Annotated in this window: 25 protein-coding genes; 13 read left to right on the top strand and 12 right to left on the bottom strand. The window is 51.1% G+C overall.

Annotation, left to right across the window (positions count from 1 at the left end):
• The first annotated feature begins 24 nt into the window (after window positions 1–24).
• From JC793_RS09140 to rnd, 3 genes are all read left to right on the top strand, one after another.
• A complete protein-coding gene (locus tag JC793_RS09140) occupies window positions 25–615 on the top strand; it encodes a Slp family lipoprotein (RefSeq protein WP_046892180.1) in 591 nt (196 codons plus the stop codon).
• Between the two features lie 304 nt (window positions 616–919).
• Window positions 920–2,611 (top strand): long-chain-fatty-acid--CoA ligase FadD, encoded by a 1,692-nt coding sequence (fadD, locus tag JC793_RS09145; protein WP_166707734.1) that lies wholly within the window; start codon window positions 920–922, stop codon window positions 2,609–2,611.
• A 151-nt stretch (window positions 2,612–2,762) separates the two neighbouring features.
• Window positions 2,763–3,908 (top strand): ribonuclease D, encoded by a 1,146-nt coding sequence (rnd, locus tag JC793_RS09150; protein WP_218428250.1) that lies wholly within the window; start codon window positions 2,763–2,765, stop codon window positions 3,906–3,908.
• 57 nt (window positions 3,909–3,965) lie between these two features.
• Here the strand turns inward: rnd and minE are convergent, their stop codons facing one another.
• Genes minE through minC form a run of 3 tightly spaced genes read right to left on the bottom strand, consistent with a single transcriptional unit; the run spans window position 3,966 to window position 5,802 of the window.
• Window positions 3,966–4,253 carry a cell division topological specificity factor MinE gene (gene minE, locus JC793_RS09155; RefSeq protein WP_046892177.1) on the bottom strand — a complete coding sequence of 96 codons (288 nt, stop codon included), beginning with the start codon at window positions 4,251–4,253 and terminating at the stop codon, window positions 3,966–3,968.
• 3 nt (window positions 4,254–4,256) lie between these two features.
• Window positions 4,257–5,069 (bottom strand): septum site-determining protein MinD, encoded by an 813-nt coding sequence (minD, locus tag JC793_RS09160; protein WP_166707736.1) that lies wholly within the window; start codon window positions 5,067–5,069, stop codon window positions 4,257–4,259.
• Window positions 5,070–5,091: 22 nt separating this feature from the next.
• Window positions 5,092–5,802 (bottom strand): septum site-determining protein MinC, encoded by a 711-nt coding sequence (gene minC / locus JC793_RS09165; RefSeq protein ID WP_046892175.1) that lies wholly within the window; start codon window positions 5,800–5,802, stop codon window positions 5,092–5,094.
• Between the two features lie 159 nt (window positions 5,803–5,961).
• Here minC and JC793_RS09170 point away from each other — a divergent pair, with 159 nt between their 5' ends.
• The 6 genes from JC793_RS09170 (at window position 5,962) to JC793_RS09195 (ending at window position 9,722) form a co-directional block, all read left to right on the top strand.
• Complete coding sequence (locus tag JC793_RS09170) at window positions 5,962–6,246, top strand: YcgL domain-containing protein (protein ID WP_046892174.1); 285 nt, start codon at window positions 5,962–5,964, stop codon at window positions 6,244–6,246.
• Window positions 6,247–6,283: 37 nt separating this feature from the next.
• Window positions 6,284–7,378 (top strand): lytic murein transglycosylase, encoded by a 1,095-nt coding sequence (locus JC793_RS09175; RefSeq protein WP_218428252.1) that lies wholly within the window; start codon window positions 6,284–6,286, stop codon window positions 7,376–7,378.
• A 34-nt stretch (window positions 7,379–7,412) separates the two neighbouring features.
• A complete protein-coding gene (locus JC793_RS09180) occupies window positions 7,413–8,069 on the top strand; it encodes a fumarylacetoacetate hydrolase family protein (protein WP_046892172.1) in 657 nt (218 codons plus the stop codon).
• Window positions 8,070–8,103: 34 nt separating this feature from the next.
• A complete protein-coding gene (ycgN, locus tag JC793_RS09185; RefSeq protein ID WP_046892171.1) occupies window positions 8,104–8,550 on the top strand; it encodes a cysteine cluster protein YcgN in 447 nt (148 codons plus the stop codon).
• Window positions 8,551–8,734: 184 nt separating this feature from the next.
• A complete protein-coding gene (locus tag JC793_RS09190) occupies window positions 8,735–9,292 on the top strand; it encodes an eCIS core domain-containing protein (RefSeq protein ID WP_046892170.1) in 558 nt (185 codons plus the stop codon).
• Window positions 9,293–9,299: 7 nt separating this feature from the next.
• Window positions 9,300–9,722 (top strand): putative T6SS immunity periplasmic lipoprotein, encoded by a 423-nt coding sequence (locus JC793_RS09195; protein WP_348772310.1) that lies wholly within the window; start codon window positions 9,300–9,302, stop codon window positions 9,720–9,722.
• 78 nt (window positions 9,723–9,800) lie between these two features.
• On the opposite strand, the gene JC793_RS09200 is transcribed toward JC793_RS09195, so the two are convergent.
• From JC793_RS09200 to JC793_RS09220, 5 genes are read right to left on the bottom strand one after another with little or no spacing between them, the layout of a single operon-like run.
• Window positions 9,801–10,571 carry a class I SAM-dependent methyltransferase gene (locus JC793_RS09200; RefSeq protein ID WP_080947966.1) on the bottom strand — a complete coding sequence of 257 codons (771 nt, stop codon included), beginning with the start codon at window positions 10,569–10,571 and terminating at the stop codon, window positions 9,801–9,803.
• Between the two features lie 3 nt (window positions 10,572–10,574).
• Window positions 10,575–10,922: a cupin domain-containing protein gene (locus JC793_RS09205; RefSeq protein ID WP_054426332.1), complete on the bottom strand. Its 348-nt coding sequence runs from the start codon at window positions 10,920–10,922 to the stop codon at window positions 10,575–10,577.
• Between the two features lie 38 nt (window positions 10,923–10,960).
• Entirely contained in the window at window positions 10,961–11,701 is a 741-nt protein-coding gene (locus JC793_RS09210) for an ABC transporter ATP-binding protein (protein ID WP_166707742.1), read from the bottom strand.
• A complete protein-coding gene (locus JC793_RS09215; RefSeq protein WP_046892653.1) occupies window positions 11,698–12,717 on the bottom strand; it encodes a FecCD family ABC transporter permease in 1,020 nt (339 codons plus the stop codon). The genes JC793_RS09210 and JC793_RS09215 overlap by 4 nt, the downstream gene beginning before the upstream one ends.
• Window positions 12,717–13,799, bottom strand: coding sequence for an ABC transporter substrate-binding protein (locus tag JC793_RS09220; protein ID WP_218428255.1), 1,083 nt, complete (start codon window positions 13,797–13,799; stop codon window positions 12,717–12,719). The genes JC793_RS09215 and JC793_RS09220 overlap by 1 nt, the downstream gene beginning before the upstream one ends.
• 96 nt (window positions 13,800–13,895) lie before the next feature.
• Between JC793_RS09220 and JC793_RS09225 the strand changes: the two genes are divergently transcribed.
• A complete protein-coding gene (locus JC793_RS09225) occupies window positions 13,896–14,612 on the top strand; it encodes a Crp/Fnr family transcriptional regulator (protein ID WP_046892165.1) in 717 nt (238 codons plus the stop codon).
• Window positions 14,613–14,830: 218 nt separating this feature from the next.
• Here JC793_RS09225 and JC793_RS09230 read toward each other — a convergent pair whose 3' ends face one another.
• Window positions 14,831–16,870: a TonB-dependent receptor family protein gene (locus JC793_RS09230; protein ID WP_218428257.1), complete on the bottom strand. Its 2,040-nt coding sequence runs from the start codon at window positions 16,868–16,870 to the stop codon at window positions 14,831–14,833.
• A 109-nt stretch (window positions 16,871–16,979) separates the two neighbouring features.
• Window positions 16,980–18,503, bottom strand: coding sequence for a nitric oxide reductase transcriptional regulator NorR (norR, locus tag JC793_RS09235; RefSeq protein WP_218428258.1), 1,524 nt, complete (start codon window positions 18,501–18,503; stop codon window positions 16,980–16,982).
• A 179-nt stretch (window positions 18,504–18,682) separates the two neighbouring features.
• On the opposite strand from norR, the gene norV reads away from it, so the two are divergent.
• From norV to ytfE, 3 genes are read left to right on the top strand one after another with little or no spacing between them, the layout of a single operon-like run.
• Entirely contained in the window at window positions 18,683–20,185 is a 1,503-nt protein-coding gene (gene norV / locus JC793_RS09240; RefSeq protein WP_218428260.1) for an anaerobic nitric oxide reductase flavorubredoxin, read from the top strand.
• The gene (gene norW, locus JC793_RS09245) at window positions 20,182–21,318 is read left to right on the top strand and encodes an NADH:flavorubredoxin reductase NorW (RefSeq protein ID WP_218428262.1); all 1,137 of its coding nucleotides are present in this window, start codon (window positions 20,182–20,184) and stop codon (window positions 21,316–21,318) included. Before norV ends, norW begins: the two co-directional genes overlap by 4 nt.
• Window positions 21,319–21,355: 37 nt before the next feature.
• Entirely contained in the window at window positions 21,356–22,018 is a 663-nt protein-coding gene (ytfE, locus tag JC793_RS09250; RefSeq protein ID WP_046892160.1) for an iron-sulfur cluster repair protein YtfE, read from the top strand.
• Window position 22,019: 1 nt separating this feature from the next.
• Here the strand turns inward: ytfE and JC793_RS09255 are convergent, their stop codons facing one another.
• Both JC793_RS09255 and JC793_RS09260 read right to left on the bottom strand, forming a co-directional pair.
• Entirely contained in the window at window positions 22,020–22,301 is a 282-nt protein-coding gene (locus tag JC793_RS09255; RefSeq protein WP_218428264.1) for a hypothetical protein, read from the bottom strand.
• A gap of 275 nt (window positions 22,302–22,576) precedes the next feature.
• On the bottom strand, window positions 22,577–22,897 hold the full coding sequence (locus tag JC793_RS09260) for a hypothetical protein (protein WP_208323159.1): 321 nt from the start codon (window positions 22,895–22,897) through the stop codon (window positions 22,577–22,579).
• Window positions 22,898–23,075 lie beyond the last annotated feature (178 nt).

The raw sequence follows: 23,075 nt of genomic DNA on the forward strand, positions 1-23,075 counted from the left end.
CCATCCGTCACAGGAGCTCACATCATGATGAATCGCTTACGGAGCAGTCTGAAATATGGTGTTGTGATTATATCACTGGCGCTGACCGGCTGCGCCACGGTCCCGGAGTCTATTAAAGGCAGCGGGACCACGATGCTGACCGATTTTCAGGCCGTTCAGAAAGCACCACAGGCCTATAAAGGAATGGAGGCGCGTTTCGGCGGCCGTGTACTCAGCGTGCAGAATCAGCCGGATATGACACAGCTGGAAATCGCGGTTATGCCGCTGAACAGCACCGGTGCGCCATTCCTCGGTTCAACCATCACCGGGCGGATATATGCCCGGATCAACAGCTTTATGGAGCCGGATAACTTCCGTGATCAGTATGTCACGGTGGTCGGGCTGATGAACGGCACGAAAACCGGTAAAATCGGCGACGTTCCGTACACATTCCCGGTTATTGATGTCACCGGTTTCCAGCGCTGGCACCAGGCCCGGCAGGTGATTATGCCGCCGCCGGTGTACGGGCCGGATCCGTGGCGCTGGCATAACGGCTACTACGGTGGTGGTTACTATGGCGGCGGCTGGTACTATCCGCCTGGACCGGCAGTGGTGCAGGATTATTTAGTCCCTTAATCGCGCGGATTTGCGGGTATGGTAACCTTAAAGTTCAGCATAAAGGCGGATTTAAGTGTATAATCCCGCCGGTAGCGATAAGCCTGAATGATTATTTTCAGCGCGTTACAACTAATAAATTAAGAGGCGGCATTTGCCGCCTCGATTGTTATCTGGCTTTATAAAACAAATTAGTGATGTGACTCTCAACCTGAAACAGAAAAATTACCGGAAAACGCCGTTTTATGTAAATACTTTGTTTATGTAAATAATTTGTTAACACCAGCGGGTTATGAGATGAGCAGTAATAATCAGGAGTAAAACCTTGGAAAGAGTCTGGCTTAAACACTATCCGGAAGATGTCCCGGCAGATATCAATCCTGACACCTATGCCTCGATGGCAGAGATGCTGGAGAATGCGGTATCGCGCTTTGCGGACCAGCCCGCCTTTATCAATATGGGCGAGGTGATGACCTACCGGAAACTGGAAGAGCGAAGCCGTGCATTTGCCGCTTACCTGCAAAACGGACTGGGGCTGAAAAAAGGGGATCGCATCGCGCTGATGATGCCGAACTTACTGCAATATCCGATAGCGCTGTTCGGTATTCTGCGGGCAGGGATGGTAGTGGTAAATGTCAATCCCCTCTATACACCAAGAGAGTTAGAACACCAGTTAAATGACAGCGGCTGTGCCGCGATTGTGATTGTCTCCAATTTTGCACACACCCTCGAAAAAATTGTTTATAACACCACGGTCCGTCATGTGATCCTGACCCGTATGGGGGATCAGCTTTCACGCCCGAAAGCCACGCTGGTGGACTTTGTGGTCAAATATATCAAACGGCTGGTACCGAAATATAACCTGCCGGATGCTATCTCATTCCGCCGCGCTATCCATCAGGGCTACCGTATGCAGTATGTGAAGCCGGAAATCCACCGTGAAGACCTGGCATTTCTGCAATACACCGGCGGTACCACCGGTGTGGCCAAAGGCGCGATGCTGACTCACCGCAATATGCTGGCTAACCTCGAACAGGCGCGCGCGGCGTATATTCCGGAACTGAAAGTCGGCAAAGAACTGGTTGTCACAGCGCTGCCGCTTTATCATGTATTTGCACTGACCGTGAACTGTCTGCTGTTTATTGAAATCGGCGGCCGTAACCTGCTTATCACTAATCCGCGGGATGTCAGCGGGACGATCAAAGAGCTGGCTAAATATCCGTTTACGGCGATCACCGGGGTCAATACGCTGTTTAATGCCTGGGTCAACAATCCGGAGTTTCACAAACTTGATTTTTCCACACTGAACCTCTCTGTCGGCGGCGGTATGCCGGTGCAGAAAGCAGTGGCGGAAAACTGGGAAAAACTGACCGGCAAGCATCTGCTGGAAGGCTACGGGCTGACAGAGTGCTCTCCGCTGGTGGCCGGTAATCCGCATAACCTGAAGAGTTACAGCGGCAGTATCGGTTTCCCGGTGCCGTCCACAGAAATCCGTCTGCTGGATGATGACGGCACGGATGTGCACGAAGGGCAGCCGGGGGAAATGTGGGTCCGGGGTCCTCAGGTCATGAAAGGGTACTGGAATCGCCCGGATGCCACCGCCGAAGTGCTGAAAGATGGCTGGGTTGCTACCGGGGATATCGCACAGTTTGATGAAAATGGTTTTCTGCATATTGTTGATCGCAAAAAAGACATGATTCTGGTTTCCGGCTTCAATGTCTACCCGAATGAAGTTGAAGATGCGGTCATGCTGCATCCGGCTGTGCTGGAGTGTGCCGCTATCGGTGTGGAGAGTGAAAGCTCCGGTGAGGCCGTGAAAATTTTTGTTGTCCGCAAAGATAAATCACTGACAGAAGATGAGCTGCGCCTGCACTGCCGGCGCTATCTGACCGGCTATAAGGTCCCGAAAATCATTGAGTTTCGTGATGAATTACCGAAATCCAATGTGGGCAAAATTCTGCGTCGCGAGCTTCGTGATGAGGAAAAGCACAAAACGGATGTTCAGCCGGTTGCATGACACGGCATCAGACCGCAGAATAATAACGCCGGTATTTACCGGCGTTATTATTATCAGTCCTGTTGTGACTATTGATTGAATTATCCTGATCTGATGAATTATTCTGTATCACATCACTTAACCATGTCGTTAAAGACTAAGAGAAGTCGTTTTGAATTATCAGTTGATTACCAGCGATACACACCTGGCTGCCTATTGTGCGCAGGTTACAGGCAAACCTTATCTTGCTCTGGACACCGAATTTGTCCGGATCCGGACCTATTATCCGCATCTCGGTCTGGTTCAGCTTTATGACGGGGAGCATCTCGCGCTGGTCGATCCGCTGGGGATCACGGACTGGTCGCCGCTGAAAACATTACTGACTGCGCCGGAGATGATCAAATATCTCCATGCCGGCAGTGAGGATATCGAAGTCTTTTTCAACAGTATGGCGTGTGTACCGCAACCGCTGGTGGATACCCAGGTACTGGCTGCATTTACCGGTCATCCGCTTTCCTGCGGATTTGCCACGCTGGTGGAAACCTATCTCGGTGTCAGCCTGGATAAAAGTGAGTCCCGGACTGACTGGCTGGCGCGTCCGCTGACAGAAAAACAGTGTGAATATGCCGCCGCAGATGTCTTTTACCTGCTGCCGCTGGCTGAAAAACTGACAGAAAAAGTCCGTGCAGCCGGTTACCTGGCATCAGCGGAAGAAGAGTGTGCGATGATGGCACAGCGCCGTATTGTACAGACTGACCCGGCGGAAGCCTACCGTGATTTCAGCGGTGCCGCGCAACTGCGTCCTCAGCAGCTGGCCTGTTTACAGAAACTGGCACAATGGCGGCTGGAACAGGCGCGTCAGCGCGATATGGCGGTAAACTTTGTGGTGCGTGAAGAGCATCTCTGGAAAGTGGCGCGCTATATGCCATCATCACTGGGTGAGCTGGACGGGCTGGGCCTGACCGGACAGGAAATCCGTTGTCACGGCAGACGTCTGCTGGCATTAACGGAAGAGAGCCGTGCACTGGATGAGACAGATTATCCGGCACCGGTGGAAAATGTGTCCGATCATCCGTTATACCGCAAAACCTTTAAGGCGATTAAAGCGCGTATTAACGAGCTGAGTGATGCGGAACAATTCAGCCCGGAACTGCTGGCATCACGCCGTCAGATCAATCAGTATCTGAATAAAATGTGGGGATTCAGAACCTCATCCGAAGTGCCGGAGCTGCTGAGCGGCTGGCGTAAACCGTTGCTGGAAAATGCACTGGCAGATGTGGTTACCGCCGTTGAGGCAGGGGCTGCCTGCGGGGAATAGACAGCAAAAAACACGGCGGGATATACCCGCCGTGTTATCAGTTACAGTAACGATTCTTTATTTTACCGTCTCGTCTTTCTTCGTGCCTTCTTCGCCCTCAGGCAACGTGACGTTCAGTTCCAGAACAGAAATATCATCGCCTTTCTGCTCAAACTGGACAGACAGCATCTCCGGATCGACCTGAACATACTTGCAGATAACTGCCAGTAAGTCGCGTTTCAGATCCGGAAGGTAATTCGGTTCAGATTCACCGCGGCGACGCTCTGCAACAATGATTTGCAAACGTTCTTTTGCAATATTAGCTGTCGGTTTTTTTCTCGACAGGAAGAAGTCTAACAGCGCCATGGTTTACCCCCCGAATAAGCGTTTTAAGAAACCTTTTTTCTCTTCCTCAATGAAACGGAAAGGACGATCTTCACCCAGAATACGGGCAACGGTATCGTCATACGCCTTACCGGCGTCAGACTCCTGATCCAGAATAACCGGCTCACCCTGGTTGGATGAACGCAGGACAGACTGATCTTCCGGAATCACACCGATGAGCGGAATGCACAGGATCTCCAGCACATCTTCCATACTCAGCATATCACCACGGCTGACACGGCCCGGATTATAACGGGTAAGCAGCAGATGCTCTTTAATCGGCTCCTGTCCCTGTTCCGCACGACGGGATTTGGATGACAGAATCCCGAGAATACGGTCAGAGTCGCGGACAGATGAAACTTCAGGGTTGGTGGTAATGATTGCCTCATCAGCAAAATAGAGCGCCATCAGTGCGCCGCTCTCAATACCAGCCGGTGAGTCACAGAGGATGAAATCAAAATTCATTTCACCTAACTCATTCAGTACTTTTTCCACGCCTTCACGGGTCAGTGCATCTTTATCACGGGTCTGCGACGCAGGCAGGATAAATAAATTATCAGTCCGCTTATCTTTGATAAGCGCCTGATTCAGTGTGGCATCGCCCTGAATAACGTTCACGAAGTCATACACGACGCGACGCTCACACCCCATGATTAAGTCAAGGTTACGCAGACCGATATCGAAATCGATCACAACGGTTTTCTTTCCTTTCTGGGCAAGGCCGGTCGCTATGGCCGCGCTGGAAGTGGTTTTGCCTACGCCACCTTTACCTGAAGTAACAACTAAAATGCGTGCCATGGAATTATTCCTTGTTAAAGGTCTATATTAGATTGTTGATAGTGAGTTCATTATTAACCAGACTGAGTTTGGCCGCTTTCCCGGCAAATTCGCCCGGGATTTGATCACTCAGCCAATATTGTCCGGCGATAGAAACCAGTTCCGCATGCAGATGGGTACAGAAAACCTGACTTTCTGTATCGCCTGCCGCGCCGGCTAATACGCGTCCGCGCATCAGCCCGTAAATATGAATATTACCGTCTGCAATGAGTTCTGCGCCCGCACTGACATTGGCAGTCACGATAAGATCACTGTTCGGGGCATAAATACGCTGCCCGGAGCGGACGGGGACATTAATCAGCCGGGTCTTCCGGCAGGCGGAATCTGCGGCGGCAGGGGATGACACTGCCGGGGTTTCAGGTTCCGGTATTTCCGGTTCAGCAACACGGGCACTCTTACCCTCATTGAGCAGGGGGAACCCGCTGCGGGTTGCTGCTTTGCGCATTTTCTCATTCTGACAACCGCTGATCCCGACAATCCGCAAACCGGCGTCGGTAACGGCACGGCAGATAATTTTCAGGTTCGTGCCGGATGAAATCTGACTGACATTCAGCACCACAGGGGCATTTTGGAAAAAAGCCGGCGCCTGGCTGACTTTTTCGCGCACAGCCTGTTCAATAATCTGAGGATCTTCATTATTCAGATGAAGAACCGAAAGTGTGAAGTTACTGCCTTTAAGGTCAATTGGCGACATCTGTCCGACTCAGTATAATTAGCGGCCCGGTATTCAGCCATATATAAATTGCATTGCAGTAACGCAATGCCGGGTAACGATATTATCAAAAACAATAGCATGTTATAGTTAGTGCCATTTACTGGCAAGTCACGATTTGATTTAAACGGGATAATTCCAATGTTGTGTGCAATTTACAGAAGTCCGAACCGCGATCAAACTTATCTGTTCATCGAAAAGAAAGATGATTTTTCCCGTGTACCGGAAGAGTTGCTGAAAAGTTTCGGCAAGCCGGCCTTCAGCATGCTGATCAACCTTGCAAACCGCGATAAACTGGCCAATGCGGATATTGAAAAAGTGAAGCAGGAACTGATCGCCGCCGGTTATTATCTGCAGTTCCCGCCACCGGTGGAAGATCTGCTGTCAGAATACCGGGACACACTGAATATTCAGGATAAATCCTAATAAAAATCCCTGCGGAATAAACAGAAAGGATATCGCTATGCGCCTGACATTATTAAGCGCCGTGATTATTACGGCATCGCTGACGGCATGCAGTGCATCTCAGGACCCGGTATCACCGGCAAAATTACTCGCCGCAGAGCCCGCCGCACAGCAGACGACTGCGGCACGTCTGTCCGTGGCGGATTTACAGCGGGAATTTCCGGCTGACTCACGGACAGCAGAACAATTCCCGGCGTATGCTGAACAACTGAAAGCGATGGCTCGTCAGGAAGGTATTAAAGAATCCACTCTGACCCGTGCTTTTGAGAATTTTCATTTTATCGAACGTGTTATAACGTCTGATAAAAACCAGCCGGAGAAAAAAGTCACGCTGGATGATTATCTGTCCCGTCGTGTCACCCGCGGCGCTGTCAGTGCCGCAGTAAAACAGCATGATGCCAATGCGGCGCTGTTATCCGGTATCAGTCAGCGTTACGGCGTACCACAGGAATATATTGTTTCTCTGTGGGGGCTGGAAAGCGGTTTCGGCCGTTATCAGGGTAAAGAGGATGTGATCTCGGCTCTGGCAACCCTGGCGTTTGAAGGCCGCCGTGAAGAGATGTTTGTTAAGCAGTTTATCGCGGCATTACAGATTATCGACCAGGGGCATATTCCGGCGGATCAGCAGCTGAAAGGCTCCTGGGCCGGCGCTATGGGGCAGAACCAGTTTATGCCGTCCAGCTATCTGACTTACGCGGTGGATGGTGACGGCGACGGTATGGTCGATATCTGGAATAACAAAGCGGATGTATTTGCCTCCACTGCCAATTATCTGGCTGCAGAAGGCTGGATAAAAGGGCTGCCGTGGGGATATGAAGTGTCTGTTCCTGCCGGGTTTGACCGCAGCATTGAAGGTACAAAGAAAAACCAGAGCAAAACACTGGCGCAATGGAAAGCACTGGGGGTAACACTCCCGGCACAGGCAAATCTGCCGGAAACTACCCCGATGTGGTTAGTCGTACCGGAAGATAAGCAGGAACGGGTGTATCTGGTCACGCAAAACTTTATTACCATCATGCACTGGAACCGCTCATATTTCTTCGCTCTCAGCGTTTCGCTGATGGCGGATAATGTCGGCGCGGAAATCCGCTGATGTCATCAGAATAATAAATTAAAGGGGTAAGACTATGTATCAGCATCGTGACTGGCAGGGGGCTCTCCTGGACTTCCCGGTCGGGAAAGTGGTATGTGTGGGGCTGAATTATGCAAAGCATGTTGCGGAGATGAAATCACAGGCATCCGCGGAACCCCTTCTTTTTATTAAACCTGAAACGGCACTGTGCGACCTGCGTCAGCCGGTCGCCATCCCGAAAGAGTTCGGCGAAGTGCATCATGAAACTGAACTGGCTGTTCTGATCGGTGCGCCGCTGAAACAGGCTAATGAAGATCGCTGCGCCCGTGCTATTGCCGGGTTTGGTGTTGCGCTGGATTTAACGCTGCGTGATGTGCAGATGAAATTAAAAGCAGCAGGGCAGCCGTGGGAAAAAAGTAAGGCATTTGACGGCTCTGCGCCGGTATCCGGATTTATTCCGGTCAATGAATTCCCTGATCCGCAGAATGTCACCCTGAGCCTGACTATTAATAATGAGTTACGCCAGCAGGGGAATACCCGCGAAATGCTGACACCGGTGATACCACTGATAAGTTATATGTCCCGCTATTTCACGCTGCGTCCGGGGGATATTATCCTGACCGGCACACCGGACGGTGTCGGACCACTGGTATCGGGCGATATGCTGAAAATCTCGGTAAATGATCATACGCTGACCACGCGGATTATCTGAAACGGTCAGCCACGAAGTTAAAGGAAAAAAGAATATGTCTCAACCATTCTGGACGGTGAAAACCCTCGATGAAATGAGTGACGAAGAGTGGGAATCACTGTGTGATGGCTGCGGACAATGCTGTTTGCAGAAACTGATGGACGCAGACACCGATGAAATTTATTTCACCGATGTGGCCTGTAACCAGCTCGATATTAAAAGCTGTCAGTGCCGTCATTATGAAGATCGTTTCCGTTATGAGCCGGACTGCATCAAACTGACGCGGGAAAACCTGCCGACATTTGACGCCTGGCTGCCGATGACCTGCGCTTACCGCCTGGTCATGGAAGGCAAACCGTTATTACCCTGGCACCCGTTAATCAGCGGCTCCAAATCCCTGATGCACCAGAAAGGCATTACCGTCCGCCATATAGCCGTCACAGAAAGTGTGGTACAGAACTGGGAAGACCATATTCTGAATAAGCCGGAAGGCGGGATCTAAGTTATACGTCAGCAATGATACTGTTCCGGATGAATATATTGTAGTCCGGAACGGTATAATCCGGAATCCGGTTGGTTATTATTCTTAATAAACAGACTATCATCGGCATAGCAGAATAAGTTATGGAATTCATGCGTAATCCGGGCTATATGTGAGGAGGCAGTAATATATAAATAGAGTTTGTATGGGTATTATTACGCAGGAAAATAAAAAGAAAGAAATAAAAGAACCGATGCTGAGACAAATAACGCTCGGTGAAATGGCAATGGCTAAAACTATATTTGGCAGCTCAATGTCCTATAATGTCTGGGTTCATTGTGATAGTTATCTTCCGTTCGGTATGCAGCCGGATAATGTAGCAATGGCTCCTAATGGGGATATTTATTTTAGAGAACGTCTCTACAGACATGATTTTTCAGAAGAACGAGTTGAATTCAAACATCTTTTTATGCATGAGCTTACTCATGTATGGCAGCATCAGAATGGGATGTGGGTCAGAACAAGAGGGCTGTTTAGTAATTTTGCCAATTATAGTTATTCACTTAATGCCAAAAGTAAGTTAAGTGATTTCGGCATGGAAGCACAAGCCAATGTGGTTGCTGACTATTTTGTCTTAAAAACATTTGGAGTCAGAGAGTTTATCAATGGCATACAGGCAAACTATATTGGATTTAACGGTAAGGTAAATCCGGATACCATCATGGATTTATATCGTTCAACGCTGCCGAAAACTATTTTGTAGGATTGCTATGCACAAATTTATAATTATTCCTTTGGTATTTCTGTTGGGCGGATGCTGGCATGCGAATGACCCAAGACCATTAATAGTCAACGGTGACGTCAGTATGAGTGCTGGTAAGTTATGTGTTAAAACCCCAAATACATCTGATGATGAATTTATTACATATATTAATGTATTTGATTTTAAAGAACAAAAGACCATCGCTGATATAGATTATAGTGCCGGCCCTGTTAAATTAGATGAAAACAAATGTTTACCTGCACCTGATATTCAGTATCATGATAATGGAAAGTATGCGTATACGGCTTCAACTGTTTTACAGAAAAAGCAGGCAAAAAAAATTAATCCTCACCGGCGATCGATTGGAGTTACATTTTTCATTAAAGATATCGACGGTGATAAACAAGCTGTTGATGTTTTAAACAGGTAATTTATGCAAAACCACCGGACTTAACAAATCCGGTGGTTTTCATTTTCACGACATATTCACGACATTATTCACTGCTTATTATTTTGTACTGACAACCGCAATATACCTCAGTCTGTCGCGGTTCTGCCGGAAGTGGCGGAACATCTGTAAAAACTGCGGGCGGTTCTCTTTTTTCAGGGCGTTGCGGATAATTTTCAGGGTACCGGAAAGACCCTCATCGTGCAGCATGCCTTTGGGGGTCATCAGTGTCATCGCGCCTTCAGAACGGATCACATCACGGAAACCGGCATTGAGAAACAGTGCCAGCCAGTCATCACTCAGCATCGGCTGTGCTTTGACATGAATGGCAGCCTGCATATCCTGTGTGACACACTCATCCTCCCGGCGTTCTGTCAGCGCAATATCGTGGGTCAGCAGCCGTCCGCCGGGTTTCAGCACCCGCAGATATTCCTGTAACAGACGGGCTTTGGCTTTATCCGCATACATGGTCAGCATGGCTTCATTGATCACCACATCAAAGTGATTATCCGGGAACGGCAGCTTTGAGGCATCCGCTTCCTGTACTGTAATGAGATGGGATAAACCGTTATCGAGGATATTTTTCCGGGCATTGGCAAGTGCCTGTTTATCCATATCAATACCGGTAATATGACACTGAAAACGCTGTGCGATTTCAATCGCGGTGGTACCCATGTTACAGGCGATCTCCAGAACACGGCTGTCCGCCTGCAATCCGCTGTGTGTCAGCAGCCATTCGGTGGCGGTACGGCCTCCCGGACGCAGACGTTTTTTACCCAGACGAGCCAGAAATTTGTGTCCGGCTTCATGGCCGGTGTGTGTGCTTTCCATCATTCAGTCCTGTTTGTTTTCCGGTTCACGTAACATCACCAGCAGCATTTTTGCCTGCTCCGGCGCATCCACGGCATGAGGGATATTGGCCGGCATGCGGACAATATCTCCGGGTTTTGCTGTTACCGGTTTTCCGGCAATGGTCAGGATCAGTGAGCCTTCAGCAATCATCACAATGGCATCAAACGGGGCGCTGTGTTCAGAGAGCGCCTGACCTTTATCAAAGGCAAACAGAGTGATATTACCGCCGCCGTTTTTGGCGAGAACCCGGCTGGAAATACCCTGTTCGGTGTAGTTCACCAGGTCTGCGATCACTAATGCTTCTGCCGGGGTAATCGTGTTATTGCTCATAATGTGTATCCTTATGGTTAATCAGGTAATAAATAGGTTCAGCGGAACAGGGGGATAACCCCGCAGGTCTGCCGCTGCCGGTGGTTAACCGGCACAACGGAAACCGGAAGCTGATACAGCGTTCCCAAATTCTCTTCAGTCAGCAGTGCGGATGTCCGGCCAAACTGCGCCTGTGTGCCGTCAAACAGTAACAATGAATAATCCGCAATATGCAGGGCATGCTGCGGGTAATGACTGGTAAATAAGATGGTTTTACCGCGCTCGGCGGCCAGCATTTTCAGAACGGAGAGAACGGTGTCCTGGTTAGCCAGATCCAGTGCGGAAGTCGGTTCATCCAGAATCAGAATTTCCGGTTCACCGGCCAGGGCGCGGGCAATCATCACCATCTGCTTTTCACCACCGCTTAGCAGGTTAAATGAGGTGTCCGCAAACCGGGTTAATCCGAGGTCGGCCATCGCCTGCTCTGTGATGTCATGGTCACGCCGGGAGGGGGATGCATACCAGGGCAGATGACGGATACGGCCGAGGCTGACCATCGTGCGGACAGAGTAATTAAACAGTGCACCGCTGAGCTGCGGGACATAAGCGGCCGGAGCATTGAGCAGTACATCACCCTTTGCCCCTTTCTGAAGATTGAGCAGCAGACGCAGCAGCGTTGTTTTCCCGCGGCCGTTCGGGCCGAGAACCGCGGCGATGCTTCCCGGTGGCTGACGGAACGTGAGTCCGTCAAATAACGGGCGTTTGCCGGTGTGGTAACTGAGCTGATTAACATGGATCACAGGTCGGCCACCTTTTTATTCATGGAGTGAATGAGCAGGGCGAAAACAGGGGCCCCGATCAGTGCGGTGATAACACTCAGCGGAATTTCCGCACTGGTCATACTGCGCGCCAGAGTATCGACCGCGATCAGGTAAATCGCGCCGGTCAGGGCACTGGCAGGCAAAAGGACGCGATGGTCATGCCCGCTGATTAACCGCGCGATATGCGGGATAATCAGCCCGACCCAGCCGATGGTGCCGGAAACGGCAACGGTGGCACTGGTGATAAGCGTCACACAGATAAGTATAGTCCAGCGGGTTGCCGTGACCGGCAGTCCCAGCGCCTGAGCATTTTCTTCGCCGAGCGACAGCACATTGATACGGAAGCGCAGAGCAAAAATAATCCCGCCTGCAATGATAACAACCGGCAGCAATACACTGACTTTCAGATAGGTCGCGGTGGCAAAACTCCCCATCAGCCAGAAGACGATGGTTTGCAGGGTATTATTCGGATCAGCAAAATAGGTGATCAGCGAGATCAGTGCGGCAAAAAATGCATTAATAATAACGCCTGCGAGGATCAGCATCAGCAGACTGCTGCCGTGCCGGTTCAGCCCCAGCAGAAAAACCAGCACAATGGCCAGCAGGCCGCCGAGAAAGGCAAAACTGATGGTGATAAACAGAGAGGAAAAAAGCAGCAGAGCCAGCGCACCGCCCAGTGCCGCACCGGATGAAACGCCGATAATCTGCGGTCCGACCAGCGGGTTGCGGAAGATGCCCTGCAATGCTGCTCCGGCAACGGCGAGCCCGGCACCGGCCAGTCCGGCAATCAGAATGCGCGGTAAACGGACATACAGCACCACATTTTCAGCCGTGCGGCTGTACTCCGCAGACGGACTGCGTCCGGACAGCGTATCCGCCAGGATCTGCAAAACGGCTGTAACAGAAACTGCATAGCGCCCGGCACACAGAGCAAGCAGTATGGTCAGCAATAACAGGGCGGACAGCAGGCACCATTGTAAACGAACGTTTCGCATCACGGACGTCCCATTAGTGTCAGGTAATCACGGCCATCCCGGTTCAGGCCGAGTTGCAGAATACGGTCTGTTTCTGCTTCAGTGAGGGAGTAACCGTAGAGTTGCAGATAGCGTTTGCGGATCTCTTCCCGCAGCGGAAACGATGCTGTTTCCGGATGGAAAATCTGAGACAGCCACTGCCAGTACAGCGGTGTTTCCTGATTCGGCGCATCCCAGATAAAACCGCCGATCGGCAGTTTATAGACACGTTTGTTTTTTACCGCAGTCACATCACTGAGCATCGGGTTGTTATAAATATCAGCGGGAGCCAGTCCGGCCTCAAAATTTCCCAGCAGGATAATGTCCGGGTCCCACACCAGAATCTGTTCGATATTCAGGGTGCGCGGCCCGGTCAGATCACGGTTGAGGCTGACACCACCGGCGAGTGCAAAATCGGCATTGTTATGAGAGGTGGCGCCGAATGTCTGAATGCTTTGTTTAAAATGGGACAGATAGAGCACACGCGGCTGTTTGTCTTCCGGAATGGCGGCAACGCTGTTTTCCAGCTGATTGATCACCTGTTTACGCCAGGCGATCAGGTCAGCTGTTTTGGTTTCTTTGCCGAGGGTTTTCCCCATCAGCGTTAACCATTCCTGTGTATAGGCTTCTTTGCCGTAATCCAGTGTGGCGACCGTCAAACCGGCGTTGCGCATCGGCGTGATAATGTCATCGCCACGGTGTCCCCACTGCCAGACCAGATCCGGATTAACGGAGATCAGCGCTTCAACATTCGGGGCAAAATCATTTCCCACCATATCACTGCGTACGGAGAGTACATCCGGAAACATCACGCTGAGCATGCCGTCGCGGGCTGCGACACCGGCAAACGGATGCATACCGGCGAGCCGTTTACTGCTTTCGTCAACACTGACCAGCATGGATGCAGCCGGAATGGGAATTACCACAATCCGTTCTGCCGGGGCGGCCAGTTCAATTTTCTGCTGTGACATATCGGTGAAATGTACGGCACCTTTTGTGGCATAAGCTGCTGTTGTGCAGGTAAAAATCAGCGCCGGGAGTAATGCAAACCTATTACTAATCATAAGGTTATTCGCCTTTTATTTTATGATTAAATTGATAATGCGATTGGTTATCATTTATAATTGCATTTATTCTGGCTGCACTGAGAGGAAAACCCTATGACATTTGTCAAAAAGACCCTTGCCCCCGCACAGCAAATGGCGATCCTCCGGTCATGCCCGTTATTTCAGGCGGCAGAGGAAGATGCTCTGGCGCTGGTTCTGGCAGACAGTACGTATCGTCAGTTTGCGGCGGGGGAGCTGATCAGCCGTGAAGGTGAAACGGTAAAAGCCTGTCCGCTGATCATCAGCGGGCAGATTGATGTTTTCCGCCATACCTGGTCGGGTGAGGAAAAAGTGTTCGGTATGTTTACGGCGGGTGAGCTGGTGGCGATTGCCGCGGTCTTTATGCCGCATAACCGCTTCCCGATGAGCCTGCGGGCGAGAGCGGACAGCAGCGCGCTGATGCTGGATAAACAGGCGATTTTACGTCTGTGTCATGCCTGTCCGGCCATTATGGCGCAGTTATTGTCACGGTTCAGCCTGAAGCTGTATGAAAATATCAACCATATCGACTGGCTGACCTCCAGCTCGGCGGAGCAGCGGCTGGCCGCCTATCTGCTGGATCTGAAACGGTGCCAGCAATCGGATTGTGTGGTGCTGCCGTTATCGCGCGGGCAACTGGCCGCAAAATTAGGCGTCCGCTATGAAACACTCAGCCGTCTGTTTTCCGGCTGGCGGCAGAAAGCGTTTATCGGGATTGATAAAGACGCGGTACGGATCACCAATGAATCCTATCTGGCGGAACTGGCGATCCCGGCGCAGCGCCCGTTCTGAGAAATAAAAAAATCCCCGTCCGGATTTCCGGGCGGGGATTTGAGATTGCAGGCAAAGCAGGATAAAACGTGGTTTTTCCTGCTTTGTGTTATCAGCCGAAAATCAATAAATTGATTTTCCTGGTTTATTTTTACAACCTCTGTCGGTCGTCGCCAACCCTTGCGGGGTTGTCAACGGCCTGAAATCCCCGCCGGGCGGGGATTTTTTATATGATGTGATCAGAAATTATACGTAATACCGCCGTTGACACTGAATCCCATTCCCGGGAACAGCGTACTGTCTTTGGCTGTAACCGTACGGTTCGCCACTGACGTGGTGGCGTAGTGCTCGTTAGTCAGGTTATCCATCGACATGTAGAGTGACCAGTTATCCGCAGGCTGGTAAGTGCCCCGCAGACCGAGCACGGCATAGTGTTTGCGTTTCTGAATCTCAAGGTGGTTTTCGTGATCGACAGCCATGTCGGTCGGTGCCCAGTGAATATTCGGGCCGAAACGCCAGTCGCCGATTCGGTACAGCACTTCCGCCGAGACAATATTACGCGGAATACCGGCGATATAGTTGCCGTTATATTCACCGCCCATAAAGCGGAAATCATTCCAGGTCCAGGCCAGTTTATATTCCACATCTCCCGGACCGGCCGGGATCACGCCGTTAATACCGGCTTCCAGCCCCTGATGGCGGGTTTTGGCGGCATAGTTAAAGACCCCGGTGATATTACCGTCTGAATCATAGGTTGTGATGTATTCATCCTTAATGAAACTGCGGTAGAGCGCCACATTCCATTTCAGTTGTTCAGTAAAATCACCATCGCCGCCGATTTCGAAAGTGACGCCTTTCTGCGGGTTCAGTTTTGTCAGACGACCGTCTGAGGAGTTAATAATTTCATGGAACGTCGCAGGTTCCTGACTGGCGCTGACGTTGGCAAACCAGCGCTGATTATCCGCCGGACGCCAGATAACACCGGCTTTCGGTGTCCAGAATGTCCAGCTCTGATCCAGTGAAACGGAACTGTTCCGTTTTTCGGTATCACGCCGGGCATGTGTGGCTTTGAGATCCAGATTCAGTGTCAGATCCGGTGTCAGATGAATACCGGCACCGGCAGAGGCATAGATATTGTCTGCTTTGCCGTCAAATTTCCCGATTGGTGTTTTGTCCATCGGTGTGCCGCGCCGGTTCTGCATCAGATCCGTTTCCAGACTCATATGATCGGCTGCCAGTGCTGTCCGCCAGGAAACCGGCTCGGTTTCCATCTGCCAGCTCAGTTGCATCCCTTCGCTGTGGCTCTGACTGAAACGGTAATAGGCCGGGGTGGTGAAATTATCATGGGTGCGGATATACCAGACACCGGCACTGATGCGCTGATTATCAATCTGCCAGTCAGAACGGTTGGCCGCACGGAACTGCTCCACATTACGGTGCGGATCGCGCAGCCAGACCATCGGGTAAACTTCAGTCGGATCACTGTCGAGCACCGCTTCGGAAACCGGGCCTGCGACATCAAAACGCAGATCTGTCCAGTTCAGAGAAGTGCGGTTTTCAAAATTATCGCCGGTATAACCAAAGTTACCGCGTACCGTTTTGCGTTGTGATGAGGAATGTTTACGATAACCGTCAAAATGGTCGTAAGTGAAATTGATACGCCCGTCGAAACGACCGTCATCCGATACGCCGCCGAATGCGGTTTGTAAGCCCTCACGGCCATGTGACCCGTATTCATAGCGCAAACGTCCGCCTTCGTCGCGGCCGGTATAGGAGATCAGATCCAGCTCACCGCCCAGGCTGTTACTCTGCGGATTAAGGCTGTTTGCACCGCGCCGGACGCTGATCATCCGTGCATCCCGCATTTCCAGTGTGCTGATATGGAAACTGCCGTCAGCATCGGTGACCGGCAATCCGTCCTGCATCAGTAAAATACCGCGTGCCAGCGGCGCACTTTGCACCCCGGAGCCGCGGATATTCAGACGCGGCTGGTCGATACCGCCGAAGAAATTCTGTACCAGCACACCGGGCTGATAATCCAGCGCATCATGCAGTGTGGCCAGGCGGGTATCTTTTTCGACCATAATCAGGTTGGTGCCGCCCGCGACATTTTCCAGTTTCTCTCGTTCCTGAGCGGCATCCGGTGCGAGACGGCTTTGTTTTCCGGCGGTGACAACAATGGTGTCCGGTGCGGGTGCCGCTGCCGCAGCGGTGACACCGGCAGTGAGTGAGAGCGCGAGGCAGTGTGTCAGCCTGCGGCGGGTGAGTCTGTTCTGCATTATCCCTGACCTCTTAAATAGAATGGTTATCATTTTCATTTAAGGGCATAACATAGTGCAGAAAATGCGGCTGACCCTATGACATTTGTCAAAAAATCCCGTCCGGGGATTATTTCAGCCCCAGACGTTTTGCCAGCCGGTGCAGATTTCCGGCATCAATCCCGAGACTGCGGGCTGCGGCTGCCCAGCTGCCGTCACTGCGGGCAAGGGCTGTGCGGATGAGTCCCGCCTGAAAGGTATCGGTGGCACTGCGCAGATCCTGATCGGCTTCTTCCGCGGAAAGCTGATGGCTGACAGCCGGTTCAGCGGTTTCCTCCGGTGAAAAATGATGAGGCTGCAACAGCAGCTCATCACTGCTGCCGGTGGCCCGTGCCAGAACAATGGCGCGGTGCACGGCATGCTCCAGCTCCCGCACATTACCCGGCCAGTTGTAGTGCAGCAGCGCCAGACGCAGCGCCGGGCTTATCACCACCTGCGGCAGACCGAATGTCTGACGGTAGCGTTCACAGAAATAGCCGGTCAGCAGCAGAATGTCCTCATGGCGCTCCCGCAGCGGCGGTACCTGTAACGGGAAGATACTGAGCCGGTGGAAGAGGTCAGCCCGGAAATGACCGGCTGCGACTTCTGCCCGCAAATCCCGGTTAGTGGCCGCCAGCACGCGGACATTCACCCGCAGCGGCCGGTCATCGCCAACCCGCTGGATATCACCGTACTGTAATACCCGCAGCAGTTTGGCCTGCAAAGCCGGTGACAACTCACCGATTTCATCCAGAAACAGCGTACCGTTATCCGCCATTTCAAATTTCCCGCTGCGGTTGCTGATAGCCCCGGTAAATGCGCCTTTGACATGACCGAACAGCTCACTTTCCGCGACGGTTTCCGGCAGGGCCGCACAGTTAAGATAAACCAGCGGGTGATCACGGCGGGCGGATAATTCGTGAATGGACTGCACCACCAGCTCTTTACCGGTACCGGTTTCGCCGCTGACCAGCACATTCATATCAGCACCGGCCACAATAGCGATCTCTTTCTTTAACTGCATCATGCAGGGCGACAGGCCGATAATATCGGTTTGCCCGCCGGTTTTACCGGCCGCCAGCCCGGCGGAGGAACTGAAAGCCAGTTGCTGAGCCTCAAGCTGGCCTATCAGCAGGGCATTATTGAGCGCCCCGGCGGTCAGGGCGGCAATCAGCCGCAATTCCTCATCACTGAACGTATCAAACTGATCCGGTGCGAGGCTGTCGAGTGTCAGGGCGCCGATAAGATTTTGTCCGGCAAACAGCGGCAGACCAGCGCAGGCATGAACTTTCAGATGGACATGATCCGGGATCAGCCCGTCATAAGGGTCGGGCAGGTGGCTGTCAGCCGGAAAACGGACAATATCTCCGGCGCGGGCAATTGCCTCCAGCCGGGGATGCGCTTCCAGCCGGAAACGACGGCCGAGAACATCCGGCGACAGCCCGTCAATCGCCAGCGGAATAAACTGATGTGATTCATAGCGCAGCAGTGCGGCCGCATCACAATTCAGCACCCGGCGCAGTGTGGATACCAGGCGCTGAAAGCGATCCTGATGGCCGATATCCCGCTGTAAGGCAATAGCAATGCCGGTGAGTACGTCGACTGAAAATCCCATGCTGTCCTCCGCTGTCATTAAGACAATACAATGTCATATTGACAGTTTTTTTCATAGTCATTTTGACATGTATTTTTTGTGATGAAATTTAAAATCCTTATAAAACAATGCAGTAAAAGTTGGCACGCAAATTGATTATCTCTCTGTAACGAAGCATAAAAACAGAAGGTAAATATCAAATGGCTATTCATGTAAAAAATAATGTGCATTGGGTCGGACAACGTGACTGGGAAGTACGCGACTTCCACGGAACAGAATATAAAACCCTGCTCGGCAGCAGTTATAACAGCTATCTGATCCGCGAAGGAAAAAATGTCCTGATTGATACGGTTGACCACAAATTCAGCCGTGAGTTTGTGCAGCATTTACAGACACAAATCGACCTGAACGATATTGATTACATTGTGATTAACCATGCGGAGGAAGATCATGCCGGGGCATTAACCGAGCTGATGGCGGCGATTCCGGATACCCCGATCTACTGTACTGAAAATGCCATTGATTCCATTAACGGTCATCATCATCATCCTGAATGGAATTTTAATGTGGTGAAAACGGGGGATACGCTGGATATCGGCAACGGTAAACAACTGATCTTTGTTGAAACCCCGATGCTGCACTGGCCGGACAGTATGATGACCTACCTGACCGGTGATGCCATCCTGTTCAGTAATGATGCGTTCGGTCAGCACTATTGTGATGAACGCCTGTTTAATGACGAAGTGGATCAGACCGAGCTGTTTGAACAGTGCCAGCGTTACTATGCCAACATTCTGACGCCGTTCAGCCGCCTGGTGACACCGAAAATTACTGAAATCCTCGGTTTCGGGTTGCCGGTGAATATGATTGCAACATCACACGGCGTGGTCTGGCGTGATAATCCGACCCAAATCGTGGAGTGGTATCTGAAATGGGCGGCGGATTATCAGGAAGATCGTATCACTATTTTTTACGACACCATGTCCAACAACACCCGCATGATGGCGGATGCGATTGCTCAGGGTATTAATGAAGCGGACCCGGATGTGGCGGTGAAAATCTTTAACGTTGCCCGCAGCGACAAGAATGACATTATCACCAGTGTTTTCCGTTCAAAAGGGGCGCTGGTGGGTTCATCCACGATGAATAATGTCATGATGCCGAAAATTGCGGCCATGCTGGAAGAATTAACCGGTCTGCGGTTCCGTAATAAAAAAGCAGCCGCTTTCGGCAGTTACGGCTGGAATGGCGGCGCGGTTGACCGTGTGCAGACCCGGCTGATGGATGCCGGTTTCGAAACCACCATGTCGATGAAAGCAAAATGGCGTCCTGATCTGAATACCCTTGAAGAGTGCCGTCAGTACGGACGCGACCTGGCGCGCCAGTGGGCCACCGGGATATTACCGGCTGTCAGCAGACCGGCGGCACCGGCACCAAAAGCGGTCACACCGCCACCGGCAGCAATTACAGCTGAAACAGAAGAAACAAAACCATGTGACAGCGTCACTAATGTAACTTCGCAGGATTTGGGACCGTGCATGCAGTGCAGCGTATGTCAGTGGATTTATGATCCGGAAAAAGGTGAGCCGATGCAGGATGTGGCACCGGGTACACCGTGGTCTTGCGTGCCGGATAATTTCCTGTGTCCGGAATGCTCTCTCGGCAAAGATGTGTTTGATATCCTGGCGACGGAGGCGGCATGAGCGCAGGTATTGTGATTATCGGCGGGGGCTTTGCTGCCCGCCAGCTGGTAAAAAATATCCGTAAAACCGATGCAGAGGTACCGCTGACAGTGATTGCGGCAGACAGTATCGATGAGTATAACAAACCGGATTTAAGCCATGTGATCAGTCAGAATCAATGTGCGGCTGATCTGACAAAGCAAACAGCACAGGCATTCGCACAGCAATATAATGTGGCGCTGTTCCCGCATACCCGGATAAGCAGTATTGATGCACAACAGCATCTTATCGGCAGTGATCAGCAGCAATGGCACTATGACAAACTGGTGCTGGCGACAGGGGCAACGCCGTGCCGCCCGCCGGTGCCCGGTAATGAACTGATGGTGACACTGAACAGCCGGGAAGATTTTCAGCAGCACGAAACACAACTGCGCAGCGCACAGCGGGTACTGATCCTCGGCAGCGGTCTTATCGGTACTGAACTGGCGATGGATTTCTGCCGGGCCGGTAAAACCGTCATTCTGGCCGATATGGCCGCCAGCATTTTATCATCACTGATGCCGGCTGAGCTCAGCAGTCGTCTGCGTCATACCCTGTCTGCCTCCGGGGTACGGGTGCTGACCGGAACACAATTGCAGTCACTGATAAAAACGGAAGACGGCACCGAAGCCCGCTTTGATCATGATTGTATAACCCGTGCGGATGTGGTGATTGCCGCCACCGGCCTGAAACCGGATACCTCACTGGCAGAGATGGCCGGGCTGACTGTCCGGCGCGGTATTGTGACAGACAGTGCCTTACAGACATCCGACCCGGATATTTATGCCCTCGGCGATTGCGCGGAAATTGACGGTAAAGTCATGCAGTATCTGCAGCCGATTATGCTCAGTGCCGTCTGCCTGGCGAAGAATCTGACCGGCGGACAAGGAAAACTGGCTCTGCCACCGATGCTTATCCGGGTGAAAACGCCGGATCTGCCGGTACAGCTTGCCGGGGATTTCCATCATCCGGATCTGCAGTGGAGCATTGATATCAGCCGCAGCGGGATGACCGCCAAAGGCCATGACAGCGCCGGAAATCTGCATGCGTTTGCGGTAACGGAAGAAAAACTCAGTGACGCTTTTTCGCTGTTACGTCAGCTGCCGCAGCACTGATCATCACGTTTTCTGACTGAATTCTGAGGTAATAAAAATGACATTACGTGAAAAAACCCTGGGTGAACTGGCTCTGTCTGTAAATGGCGCATCAGCGCTGTTCCGCCGTTATGATCTGGATTTCTGTTGCGGGGGCAAACGCACCCTGGAAAAAGCGGCAGAGAAAAAATCCCTGAATATTGATGAAATTGAACAGGCGTTACTTGCACTGAAAGATGAAGCACCGGCGCAGGACTGGCGGAAAGCCCCGCTGAACGACATTATCGCCTTTATTATTACCCGTTATCACGATCGCCACCGGGCTCAGTTACCGGAACTGATTTTACAGGCTGAAAAAGTGGAGCGGGTACATGCGGCCAAAGCCAGCGTACCGAAGGGACTGGCCCGGCAACTGACCGCACTGCATGATGAACTGACTTCCCATATGATGAAAGAGGAGCAGGTCCTGTTTCCGATGATCTGCAATGGTATGGGGCCGCAGGCGGCAGGGCCGGTACAGGTGATGGAAGCAGAACATGATGATGCGGGGGATATTGTGGAGGTGATTAAGTTTATCACCGGCAATGTCACACCGCCGGAAGAAGCCTGTACGACCTGGCGGGTTCTGTACAATGGCATCAATACCTTTATTGATGATTTAATGGAGCACATCAGCCTGGAAAATAACTTATTGTTCCCGCGCGCGCTGGCCGGGGAATAAATCAGTCGCTGATATCATGACGGAACAACGGGATATATTGTCCGCCTTGTTGTTCCGTCCGTTGTTTTTCTTCTTCACTCCAGCCGTAATTAATCGCATGACTGACGGCACCGGACTCACAGTCAGTAATAATCAGTGAGGCTGCGGGTGCTGCGGTATGCGCAGTGAGTGCACGGATAAGCATATTCAGTTCATCACGGGTAAAAGTGACTTGCGGCTCAGTGGCGGCGGATTGCCCGGCAGTTTTCAGATGCTGCAATAAAGCGGTCAGATGACTATTCATCAGTGAGGTTATCTCCTTTACCGGTATCATTAAAATTCCTTGATTTAAGTGATACGTTATCATGTAACTGAGATTCGCACTACCGGCTGAATCTGATTGTTTTGCGTATGACGGAGGAATGAATAACGAGGGTTGTTATAAATGAAAAATCAAACACCCGGAGGTGTTTGATTTTAATTTTCATCAATAGTTATTATTTTTTGTTTTACGGGTTGATATAATTATCAGTAATCCCGTTATTTTTTATATTTGCTGTGTTGTATATCTTTGCCGAATCAGCGATAGCTTACAGTAACGATATGTTTTCCTGAATCAGACGGAACAGGGGTAACATTAACCTCACCGATATTATCCGGAATTAAGTCATTACTGAGCGTATTACCCGCCTGAAGACGGCTGCTGAACTTACTGATTTCACCGGAGCGGTAACATTCAGCATTTACGTTATTGTCTGATATCTGATAGGTGCACGGGGCTTCAGTCAGCAGTCCGTTGAATGTGATTGTACCGCCTTGCTGGCCTTGTAATGACTCGCTGTGTGCAACAAAAGATAATGCAATACCTGCTACTAAAACTAAACGACTTAATATAGACATAATTTTACTCTCTGTATTCGATACCGGCAGAAAATATCCCGTATTAATAATATGAGGGATACATCAGCAGATAACATCACGAATGATAGTTAATAGTTAATTAAAGTATATGATCGCTGCGGCTTACTTTATATTTAAAATATTACATCAATATAATTAAACGAAACTGTAACAAATA

The organism is Morganella morganii (assembly GCF_019242955.1).
In the GTDB taxonomy this organism is placed as follows: domain Bacteria; phylum Pseudomonadota; class Gammaproteobacteria; order Enterobacterales; family Enterobacteriaceae; genus Morganella; species Morganella sibonii.